The organism is Tepidimonas sp. (assembly GCF_029335975.1).
Taxonomy (GTDB): Bacteria; Pseudomonadota; Gammaproteobacteria; order Burkholderiales; family Burkholderiaceae_C; genus Tepidimonas.
The window spans coordinates 1-9950 of record NZ_JARJMT020000193.1 but is presented as its reverse complement, the minus strand read 5'-3'; the positions used below and the strand labels follow the sequence as shown (position 1 = coordinate 9950).

Sequence of the window (9950 nt, the reverse complement as noted above, 5' to 3'; positions counted from 1 at the left end):
CTTCCTTGGCGCGCTCACCCTCGCCGCGCACGACCTTGGCCCCCTCGCCCAGCAAGCCCTGGAAGGTGCGGGCCGCATCGGCCAGCACGGCATAGTCGGCTCCATGCACGAAGTCCTGCGTGATGACGCTGGAGCGCACATGGCCGTGGTGGCGGCGGCTGATGCGCAGCAGCGGCTTGTCCGCGCGCACGTCGAATTCGGCACTCACCTCGGCCGGCACCCCGGTGGCGCTGCCTTCGCGCAGCGCGGCTTGCAGGGCGGCGGCGCTGCGGGCCGACGCCGAGCGCACCACACGCCTCCAGCTCTACAAAGGTTTGGGCGAAATGTACCCAGAGCAGCTCTTGGAACCCACCATGACCCCGGAAGTGCGCCGGCTGCTGCAGGTTCGCATCGAGGACGCCATCGAGGCCGACAAGGTGTTTACCATGTTGATGGGTGATGAGGTCGAGCCGCGCCGAGCCTTCATCGAAACCAACGCCTTGCGGGCGTCCAACATCGATGTCTGACTGGCACAGCAGTGTTTTTTCCATCCCACGGATGGACTGTCCGTCCGAGGAGAACCTCATTCGCATGGCGCTGCGCGACATGCCGGATGTGGCGCTGACCTTTGACTTGGGACAGCGCCGCCTGACGGTGCAGCACCCGGGGCCAGCCGAGGCGGTCTTGGCCCGGCTGGAGCGCTTGAACCTGGGCGCGCACCTGGTGCACACCGAGCCCGTCCCGCCGTCGGGCATACAGCCAGCATCCACCGACGAGACCGAGGCGCGTGTGCTGTGGACCCTGCTGGCCATCAACGGGGTCATGTTTTTGTTGGAGGTCGGGGTGGGCATTGTGGCCCAGTCCGCGGGCGTGTTGGCCGATGCGATGGACATGTTTGCCGATGCGGCCGTCTACGGTGTGGCCTTGTTGGCCGTGGGCCGCTCCGCCGCCCGCAAGCTGCAGGCCGCGCACCTGGCAGGGTGGTTACAGCTGATGCTGGCCCTGCTGGCGCTGGCCGAGGTGGGGCGGCGCTGGATACAGGGCAGCGAGCCGGTATCGGCCTTGATGATGGGCGTTGGGGCGGTTGCCCTGGTGGCCAATGTGGCCTGTCTGTGGTTGGTCGCGCGGTATCGAGGGCTCGGTGCCCATATGAAGGCGAGCGCCATCTTCTCCGCCAACGATGTGCTGGCCAACCTGGGGGTGATCGTGGCGGGGCTGTTGGTGGCGTGGACCGGCTCTGCGGTGCCCGACCTGGTCGTTGGGAGTGTGATCGGGCTGGTCGTGCTCGACGGGGCGCGGCGGATACTGGCGCTGCGTTGAGCATGTTGGCTATGACACATTCCGCCCGCCGAAGGCAAGCCCGGTGATGCGTTGCTACCCCCTGGGCCCTATTTTTGCTTTTCGCGTGGCCGACGCCGCGTCCAACCCTGGAGGCAGATCATGACGACACGTCCCTTGAATGTGCTGTTTTTATGCACCCACAATTCCGCCCGCAGCATCTTGGCCGAGGCGCTGCTCAACCACCTGGGGCGCGGGCGTTTTCGGGCCTATTCGGCTGGCAGCAACCCGCGCCCCAACCAACAACCCAATCCCCTGGCGTTGGCGGTGCTGCGCGAGGCGGGCATCGCAACCGACGGGCTGCGCAGCAAGAGTTGGGATGAGTTTGCCGGCCCCGATGCGCCCGAAATGGATCTCATCATCACCGTATGTGACGATGCGGCGGGTGAGGTCTGCCCGGTCTGGCCCGGGCACCCGGCCACCGCCCACTGGGGCTATGCCGATCCGTCCGCGGGCGATGCCCTCGACGAGGCCAAGCACGAAGCCTTCCGCCTCACTTTGCAACGGATCCGGCGTCGCCTAGAGGCTCTGGTGCAACTGCCAGACGAAAAGCTCAGCCCCGCCGAGTTGCAAAACAGCGCCCGTTTTTTGGCAGGAGAGTGAATCGATGAGCGCCCAATGTGAAACAGCCGCCAAGCAGGCCAGTGGTTCTCCAATGAGTGCGTTCGAGCGCTACCTGAGCCTGTGGGTGGCGATTTGCATTGTCGTGGGCATTGCCCTCGGGCAATGGTTGCCAGGCCTGTTCCAGGCCATTGGCCGCCTTGAGGTGGCGCAAGTCAATCTGCCAGTGGGGCTGCTCATTTGGGTGATGATCATTCCCATGTTGGTGAAGGTGGACTTCGGCGCTTTGGGTCAGGTACGCCGCCATGTGCGCGGCATCGGGGTGACGCTGTTCGTCAACTGGCTGGTCAAGCCTTTTTCGATGGCGTTTCTGGCATGGTTATTCGTGCGCCAGTGGCTAGCGCCCTGGCTGCCGGCAGAGCAGATCGACAGCTATGTGGCTGGTCTGATCCTGCTGGCTGCTGCACCATGCACGGCGATGGTGTTCGTCTGGAGCCGTCTGACTGGCGGGGATCCGCTGTTCACGCTGTCGCAGGTGGCCCTCAACGACACCATCATGGTGTTTGCCTTCGCGCCGTTGGTGGCTTTTTTGCTGGGCCTGTCGGCGATCACCGTGCCGTGGGACACCTTGCTCGTGTCGGTGGGGCTGTACATCGTGGTGCCCGTGCTGCTGGCCCAAGCGTGGCGGCGCCGGCTGCTGGTGAGCGGTCCGCAGGCCCTGGATGCTGCCCTGCGCCGCATAGGGCCATGGTCGATCGCGGCCTTGTTGGCGACATTGGTGCTGCTGTTCGCCTTTCAGGGCGAGCAGATTTTGCGCCAGCCGCTCGTGATTGCCTTGTTGGCGCTGCCCATCCTCATCCAGGTGGCGTTCAACTCGTCGCTGGCCTACTGGCTGAACCGTCGATTCGGCGAATCCCACGCCGTCGCCGGTCCGTCGGCACTGATCGGCGCGTCCAACTTCTTCGAGCTGGCCGTGGCTACCGCGATCAGTCTGTTTGGCTTCGAATCCGGTGCCGCCTTGGCCACCGTGGTGGGCGTGCTGATCGAGGTGCCGGTCATGCTGGCCGTGGTATCCATCGTCAACCGCAGCAAAGGGTGGTACGAGTCGGGCATGCGCGGGTCGCGTAAGGCGGCTTGATGGGATGTCCGCATGCCAAGCCTGCTCGATCCCGCCATTCTGTTCTTCGTCTTCGGCGTGCTGGCCGGCGCGGTGCGCTCCAATCTGGAAATCCCGCCGGCCATCGCCAAATTCTTGTCGCTGTATTTGTTGATGGCGCTGGGGCTCAAGGGCGGTTTTGCGCTGGCGCAGGCGGGCCTCAATCCCGACATTCTGTACGGCATCGGGGCGGCCATGGCCATGGCGGTGATCGTGCCATTGATGGGCTACGCATTTTTGCGCCGCCACGTCTCGCGCCTGGACGCAGCGGCCGTAGCAGCCTGCTACGGATCGGTCAGTGCGGTGACTTTCGTCGCGGCGACGCAGTTTTTGACCAGTGCCGGGCTGGCCCCTGGCGGCCACATGACCGTGGCCATGGTGCTGATGGAGTCGCCGGCCATCATCGTCGCCGTGCTGCTGGCCAATGCCATCCGCAAGGCGCGTGGGGTGGCTGGCTCGCCCGATCTGCGCATTGGGCATATCTTGCACGAATCCTTCACCGATGGAGCGCAAATGCTGCTGCTGGGGTCGATGGTGATCGGCTACCTGAGTGGCGAGACTGGCAAGGCGGTGATGCAACCGTTCTCGGGCGACCTGTTCAAGGGCATGCTGGCGTTCTTTTTGCTAGACATGGGGCTGATGGTGGCGCGCAACTTTCGCGAGGCGCGCAAGGCATCGCCGGTGCTGCTGGCCTATGCGGGGTTGGCGCCGCTGGTACACGCCAGCATTGCGCTGGGGTTGGCCACCGTGTTGGGCATGCCGGTGGGCGACGCGGTGCTGCTGATGGTGCTGTCGGCCAGCGCCTCGTACATCGTGGTGCCAGCCGTGTTGCGCTATGCCATCCCGGAAGCCAACCCGGCGCTGTACCTCGGGCTGAGCCTGGGGGTGACCTTCCCGTTCAACATTCTGATCGGCATCCCGTTGTACACCCAAGTGGCGCGCGCGGTGCTGGGCTGATCTGCGGGCGCTGGGCCTAGCCCTGGCATCCGTGCTGGCCCGCAGTGCAAGTCTGCGCTGCTGCGAGCGTCCTGCTCGATAGCGCAGCGTCCCCCGGCGCCCCGCGGGTTGGGGCGTTGGACCAGTCCCACGCCCAGTAGGCCAGCACTGCCAGCATCAGCAGCAGCGCCGCGATGACGCCGGCCGGCGTGGTCTCCACCCGGGTGGCGGTGACCGAGCCGTCGGCACCGTCCAGTCCGTGCACCTCGACCCATTGGCCGACGGCCAGTGTCTCTGGGCTGGCCATATCCACCCACACCGTGGCGGCGCTGGAGGTGACGGGGATGCCGAGCACGGCGAAGACACCGCCGCCGCTGACTGCCGTTACCGGACCGCGCAGCGCGGCGCCGATCTCGATGACGCTGGCCATGCCGATCGTACCACCCGGCCCGAGGCTGCCTTCCACCCGTGCTGCCATGCCCAAACCGAGATCGCGGCGGTCGAAGATGTCGCTGTCCTCGCTGCGGTCGCGGGCCAGGCTGTCGTCGCAGCGCACGCCATGGATGATCACGCTGCCAAAGCCGCTGATGCTGCCGTAGGCCAGCACGGTGGCGCTGCTTGGGGTCGCCGGGGTGGCGTCAGTGGTGGTGTCGCCGTTGCCACCGCAGGCCGCTAGCACGGAGCGGTAGCCAAGTCGAAGGCGCGACCCAGCCAGCCAGTCCCTCGTGCAGATCCTGCGGCCACTCCTCGCCAAAAAGCTGTTCGTGCGCTGGCGACCACGCCCCATTGCAGGCGCAACGCCAATAGGGCCGCCGCCGTGTGTGGCTGAGCCAGCCGCGAAGCGGGGCGTGGCATTGGGGGCCGGTCGAGGCGGCATTGGCAGCCAGCCGGCCCAGTGTTCGCTCAGGCTTGAACGTTCGGTGTATACCCGCGTCGAGCGCGGTTCATGTCCGGTTCAGCCATGTCGCCACACCATTCGCACCATAAACCCCTCTGTGCTGCCGCTGCGGATCCGCGGCTTGCTCGGGCGGCGTATCGGGTGGAGGCCCGGGATGCTGTTCGTGTTGTTCATATCGCTCGGGCTGGTACTGCCCTGGCCGGCGGCAGCCGCCGCGCGTGGGAGCTGGGCGGGGTGGAGCCGTATGACGTCTTCGTGTTGGATCTTGGCCTGCCGCAGTTGGACGGCCTGACGGTGCTGCAGCGCTGGCGCGCCGAGGGGGTGACCGCGCCGGTGTTGATTCCGACCGCGCGCGCCGCCAGCGCCGCCCACCCTGGGCGCCATACCCCGGTACAGCCGCTTCTGGAGGGATTGCTGCGCGTCATGCGCAAGGTACACGCGACGCGCCCCAATGGCGCTGCGGCTGTGGCGTTGACCTTGGCGGGGGATCCAGCGGTCGTGTTCGCCGGCGAGGCGCAGGATCTGCAGGAGATGGCCGGCAATCTGCTGGACAATGCGTGCAAGTGGGCGCGCCAGCGCGTGCAGGTCACGGTGCGGCGCGACGGACAGCGGTTGCAGCTGACGGTGGATGACGACGGCCCGGGCTTGAGGCCCGAGCAATGCCAGCAGGTGCTGGCGCGCGGGGTGCGGGCCGATGAGCGCGTACCGGGTAGCGGACTGGGGCTGGACATCGTGCGCGAGGTGGCCGCGCTCTACGGTGGCACGCTGACGCTGGCACGCGCGCCGCAGGGCGGCCTGCGCGCGGCGCTGGAGCTGCCGGCAGTCACTAACGATTGACGGCCAGGTGTTCCGCCCTGTGCGCGCCTTCTGAACGGTGTCGGGAACTTTTTTTTCGGGCCGCGTTCCACTGTATCAGCTAGGCAACGATTTCTGTGTGCCGCGAAGCGCAGTCGATGCGGTGGTTGCCCGTGTCGGCTGAAAACTCTCCGAGGCGGTTCTCCTCCTCCTCCCTCCCTCCTGTTGCCTCTGGGAGCGCTGCGCGGTGCCTTTTTATTCCGTTACGCGGGCGGCAGCGTGTCTTGGAAACTGGGGCGCTGCGAAAGCCGCTCGTGTAACCGGGCCAAATTGGGGAAGATGCTGCGCCAGTCGATGGCGGGAAAGCGAAAATCCAAATACCCCAAAGCGACGCCCACCGCGATATCCGCCAGGGTAAGGTGCACTCCGTGGTAGTGTGGGCGGTCGCCCAGCCCCATGCTCATGGCCTTGAGCGCGCGCTGCGTTGCGGCCATTTGCCGATCCACCCAGGCCTGGCTGCGCTCATGCGCCGCGCGGCCGCTCCACACCTGCTCCATGCGTGCGGCCACCGCTGCGTCGAGCAGGCCGTCGGCCAGGGCCTCCCAGGTTTTGACTTCGGCGCGCTCGCGTCCGCTGGCCGGAATCAGCTTGCCCACGGGGGATAGCGTGTCCAGATACTCGACGATGACGCGCGAGTCAAACACTGCCTCGCCACCTTCCATGACCAAACAGGGCACCTTGCCCAGCGGGTTGGCGTCCGGTACCGTGCTGTCGGCGGCCCAAGGGTCGGCCTGCTCGAACTGGAAGTCGAGCTTCTTCTCGGCCATGACGATGCGCACCTTGCGCACGTAGGGGCTGGTGAGGCTGCCGATGAGCTTGAGTTTCATGGGGTCGATTGTAGAGAGGCTGCACGCCTACAATCGGGTCACCATGCAAGCACCCGTTGACGCCTCCCTTGCCACGCCAGATGCCGCGCTGACCGCGCTGTCGCCGCTGGACGGCCGCTATGCCGCCAAGGTGGCTGTCCTGCGGCCGATATTCAGCGAATACGGTTTTATGCACCGGCGCGTGCAGGTGGAGCTGACCTGGTTTGAGCGCCTGAGCGACCTGGGCCTGCCGGAATTCCCGCCGCTGTCGGCGGCGGCGCGCGCGCACCTGCGGCGCGTGGTGCGCGACTTCTCACCAGCGGATGCGGCTGCGATCAAGGCGATCGAGCGCACCACCAACCACGATGTCAAGGCGGTGGAGTATTGGATACGCGGCCATGCCGAGCTGGGTGTGCCCGGGGTGTTTGCCGGCTGGCCGGAGCTGCAGCGCGCGGGCGAGTTCGTGCACTTTGCCTGCACCAGCGAAGACATCAACAACACCAGCCATGCGCTGCAGTTACAGGCCGGCCGCGCAGTGCTGCGGCACGGGCTAGATGCCATCGCTGCGCGCCTGCGCGAGCAGGCCCATGCCTGGGCGGCCGTGCCGATGTTGTCGCGCACTCACGGCCAGACCGCCAGCCCCACCACGGTCGGCAAGGAGCTGGCGAATGTGGTGGCGCGGCTGCAGGCGGCGGGCGAGCGCATCGCTGCGGTGCCGCTGCGCGCCAAGATGAATGGGGCGGTGGGCAATTACAACGCGCATCTGGCGGCTTATCCGGATGTAGACTGGGAGGCCTTTGCGCGCAGTGTCGTAGAGACGCCAGCGCCTGGACCCGATACGCCGCCGCAGGCGCCGATTGGCCTGGGGCTGACGTTTCAGCCCTACAGCATCCAAATCGAGCCGCACGATTACATGGCCGAGCTGTTCGACGCCGTGGCGCGCAGCAACACCATCCTCGTCGACCTGGCGCGCGACGTCTGGGGCTACATCAGCCTGGGTTATTTCCGGCAAAAGCTCAAAGCTGGCGAGATTGGCTCCTCGACGATGCCGCACAAGGTCAACCCGATCGACTTCGAAAATGCCGAAGGCAACCTGGGGCTGGCCAATGCGCTGCTGCGCCACCTGAGCGAGAAGCTGCCGATCAGCCGCTGGCAGCGCGACCTGACCGACTCCACCGTGCTGCGCAACATGGGGGTGGCGCTGGGCTACGCGGTGCTGGCGCACCAGTCGCTGCTGGCGGGCCTCGCCAAGCTCGAGCTCGATCAGGCGGCGTTGGCCGCTGACCTGGACGCCGCGTGGGAGGTGCTGGCCGAGCCGATCCAGACCGTGATGCGCCGCTACGGCGTGCCGCTCGCCTACGAGCGGCTGAAAGAGGCCACGCGCGGCCAGCGGGTCACGCGCGCGGCGCTGCAGGCGCTCATCGACGATCTGCCGATCCCGGATGCAGAAAAGGCCCGCCTGCACGCGCTGACCCCAGCAGGCTACACTGGCAAGGCCGCCGAGTTGGCGCAGCGGATTTGACGGCGCGCCGTGCCCGTCGCACCCGCCTCCTGGGGGCGCGCCGGCGTTAGGGGTCTGGATGGGTTCTGCCTGACGGTGCGGTGTTACCCTGCTGCTCCACCGCGCGCTCGGCGTAAACGTTGAAGCGCCAGGCGCTGGCCTCCAGTGTGATGCGGCGCCAGACGGCGCGCTTTTCGCCGGGCGTCATCGCCGGCCAGTGCGTCACCTCGTCGTGCGTGCGGCCACAGCCCTTGCAGATCGCGTCGCCTTGGTTGGTAGAGCAGATGGCGATGCAGGGTGTATCCGGCGTGGTGTCGTACCACGCCTTCCACGCTGCCCAAGCGGCACGCGGCATGGTGTGTTCATCGGCTTCGTCGGTGCGGTAATACACCATCAGCGCATAGACCTCGGCCAGTGCGCGCAGTTCGGGCCCCAGGGTCACGCCGTCGGGCGAGGGTTGGCGCGCGCGCCAATGGTTGATCGCGGCCTCGATGTCAGTGATGTGGATGCCGGCCATGCGAATGTGCGGAGTGAATGCGAAAACGGGGGATACCGAATCGGGGCCGTGATCTTAGCTGTCCCGGTGGGTATTCGTCAGCGGCGCTGTGTTTGTTCGGCCAGCTGCGCGCGCAGCAGGCCTTCGGCGTGTCGGGCGCGGGCATCCAGTACGGACAGTTCCACCAGATCCTCCAGCCCCTGCTCGCGCGCCAGCCGCTGGGCCGCACGAAAACGGTCCAGCGCACCCGCTGGGTCCAACCAGGCCAGCCGCGCTTCGCCTTCGGCGCGGGCGGCCCGCACGGGCTGCCCCCATGCATGCTGTACCGCCGCCAGGGCGCTCCAAGCCCCGGCATCCCCTGGATGCTGCGCGCACCACGCGAGCAGCCGCGCCATAACCCGCTGCCCTAGGGGACTGGGCAGCGCACTGGCAGCCCCGGCCGCCAGCAGCAGCCCGGCGCGGCCTCCGCTGTCCAGCCCCCGTTCTGCCCAGGCTGGCAGGGCCTGTCCTTCGGTGGGCGGCAGGCGCGGGTCGGTGCGCAGCATCGACAGCAGCTCTAGATGCAGCAGGTCGGCCGCCAGCCGGGCGTCGTCCGCATCCGCCGCCTCGCGCACGGCGGGCAGCAGCCGCAGCGCGCCGGGGGCGTCGCGCAGCCAGGCGCAGGCCAGCGCGCCAGCGTACAGGTGCCCGGGGGCGCGTTCCGCGCGTCCGTTGCCTCCATCGAGCGCTGCGCTCGCGTGCGCCTGCAGCCGGTCTGGGGCCGGGTCGGCCAGCACCCGCGCGCGCGCCGCCATGAAGGTGTGGCCGGTGGGCGATACGGGGCTGGCCGCCGCACCCGGTGCGCGCGCCGCCGCCTCCAACGGCAGGCGTGCCCGCATGTCGGCCACGCGCTCGGTGGTCAGCGGATGGCTGCGCAAGTAGGGGTAGCTGCCATCGTCGTTCAGGCGGGCCGACTGCTGCAGCCGGTCGAACATGCCGATGAAGCCGTGGCCGTCGAAACCCGCTGCCTGCAAGACGGTCAGGCCAATGCGGTCGGCCTCGCGCTCCATGTCGCGCGAGAAGTTGAGCTGCGCTTGCAGCGCCACCGCTTGGCCGCCCGCGATCGCCGCGCTGCCGATGTCGGCAGTGCGGGCCGCGCTGGCGGCGAGCGCCCCCAACACCATCGCCGCCAAAACCAAGGGGGCTTGCTGCCTTTGCCGGCTCAGTAGCCGGGCGAGGTGGCGGTGCGTGACATGGCTCAACTCGTGCGCGCGGACCGATGCCAGCTCGTCCGCGCTGCCGTTCACGCCGATCAGCCCGAGAGGCACGCCCAGGTAGCCCCCGGGCAGGGCAAAGGCGTTGACCGTGCGGTCGCGGGCCAGCAGCACTTGCCAGGCGTAACGCTCGGCCAGTTCAACCGCCAGCTCACCCCGGCGCCGGGCGGC

At 67.7% G+C, this 9950-nt stretch carries 10 protein-coding genes and 2 pseudogenes; 7 read left to right on the top strand and 5 right to left on the bottom strand.

Features of this window, described 5'->3' with window-relative positions:
• Positions 1-280 (bottom strand): annotated as a pseudogene (gyrB, locus tag P3W97_RS10820) (DNA gyrase subunit B); the annotation flags it as partial.
• Here gyrB and P3W97_RS10815 point away from each other — a divergent pair.
• From P3W97_RS10815 to P3W97_RS10795, 5 genes and pseudogenes are all read left to right on the top strand, one after another.
• Positions 276-506: pseudogene (locus P3W97_RS10815) on the top strand (hypothetical protein); the annotation flags it as partial. The pseudogenes gyrB and P3W97_RS10815 overlap by 5 nt on opposite strands.
• Positions 507-537: 31 nt before the next feature.
• Positions 538-1299: a cation transporter gene (locus P3W97_RS10810; protein WP_367184622.1), complete on the top strand. Its 762-nt coding sequence runs from the start codon at positions 538-540 to the stop codon at positions 1297-1299.
• A 120-nt stretch (positions 1300-1419) separates the two neighbouring features.
• Positions 1420-1920: an arsenate reductase ArsC gene (locus P3W97_RS10805; protein WP_300846625.1), complete on the top strand. Its 501-nt coding sequence runs from the start codon at positions 1420-1422 to the stop codon at positions 1918-1920.
• Between the two features lie 4 nt (positions 1921-1924).
• The gene (gene arsB / locus P3W97_RS10800) at positions 1925-3016 is read left to right on the top strand and encodes an ACR3 family arsenite efflux transporter (RefSeq protein ID WP_300846623.1); all 1092 of its coding nucleotides are present in this window, start codon (positions 1925-1927) and stop codon (positions 3014-3016) included.
• 12 nt (positions 3017-3028) lie between these two features.
• Entirely contained in the window at positions 3029-3991 is a 963-nt protein-coding gene (locus P3W97_RS10795; RefSeq protein WP_300846621.1) for a sodium-dependent bicarbonate transport family permease, read from the top strand.
• Between the two features lie 16 nt (positions 3992-4007).
• On the opposite strand, the gene P3W97_RS10790 is transcribed toward P3W97_RS10795, so the two are convergent.
• Positions 4008-4649, bottom strand: a complete 642-nt coding sequence (locus P3W97_RS10790) for a DUF5666 domain-containing protein (protein ID WP_300846618.1) — start codon at positions 4647-4649, stop codon at positions 4008-4010.
• A 453-nt stretch (positions 4650-5102) separates the two neighbouring features.
• Between P3W97_RS10790 and P3W97_RS10785 the strand changes: the two genes are divergently transcribed.
• On the top strand, positions 5103-5705 hold the full coding sequence (locus tag P3W97_RS10785; RefSeq protein WP_300846616.1) for an ATP-binding protein: 603 nt from the start codon (positions 5103-5105) through the stop codon (positions 5703-5705).
• A gap of 221 nt (positions 5706-5926) precedes the next feature.
• On the opposite strand, the gene P3W97_RS10780 is transcribed toward P3W97_RS10785, so the two are convergent.
• Entirely contained in the window at positions 5927-6550 is a 624-nt protein-coding gene (locus tag P3W97_RS10780; protein WP_300846615.1) for a glutathione S-transferase N-terminal domain-containing protein, read from the bottom strand.
• A 43-nt stretch (positions 6551-6593) separates the two neighbouring features.
• Between P3W97_RS10780 and purB the strand changes: the two genes are divergently transcribed.
• A complete protein-coding gene (gene purB, locus P3W97_RS10775) occupies positions 6594-8051 on the top strand; it encodes an adenylosuccinate lyase (RefSeq protein WP_300846613.1) in 1458 nt (485 codons plus the stop codon).
• A gap of 46 nt (positions 8052-8097) precedes the next feature.
• Here the strand turns inward: purB and P3W97_RS10770 are convergent, their stop codons facing one another.
• Both P3W97_RS10770 and P3W97_RS10765 read right to left on the bottom strand, forming a co-directional pair.
• Positions 8098-8547, bottom strand: a complete 450-nt coding sequence (locus tag P3W97_RS10770; protein ID WP_300846611.1) for a DUF3717 domain-containing protein — start codon at positions 8545-8547, stop codon at positions 8098-8100.
• Positions 8548-8624: 77 nt separating this feature from the next.
• Positions 8625-9950 (bottom strand): M48 family metallopeptidase (locus P3W97_RS10765; RefSeq protein ID WP_300846609.1); only part of this gene is annotated, 1326 nt, incomplete at its 5' end.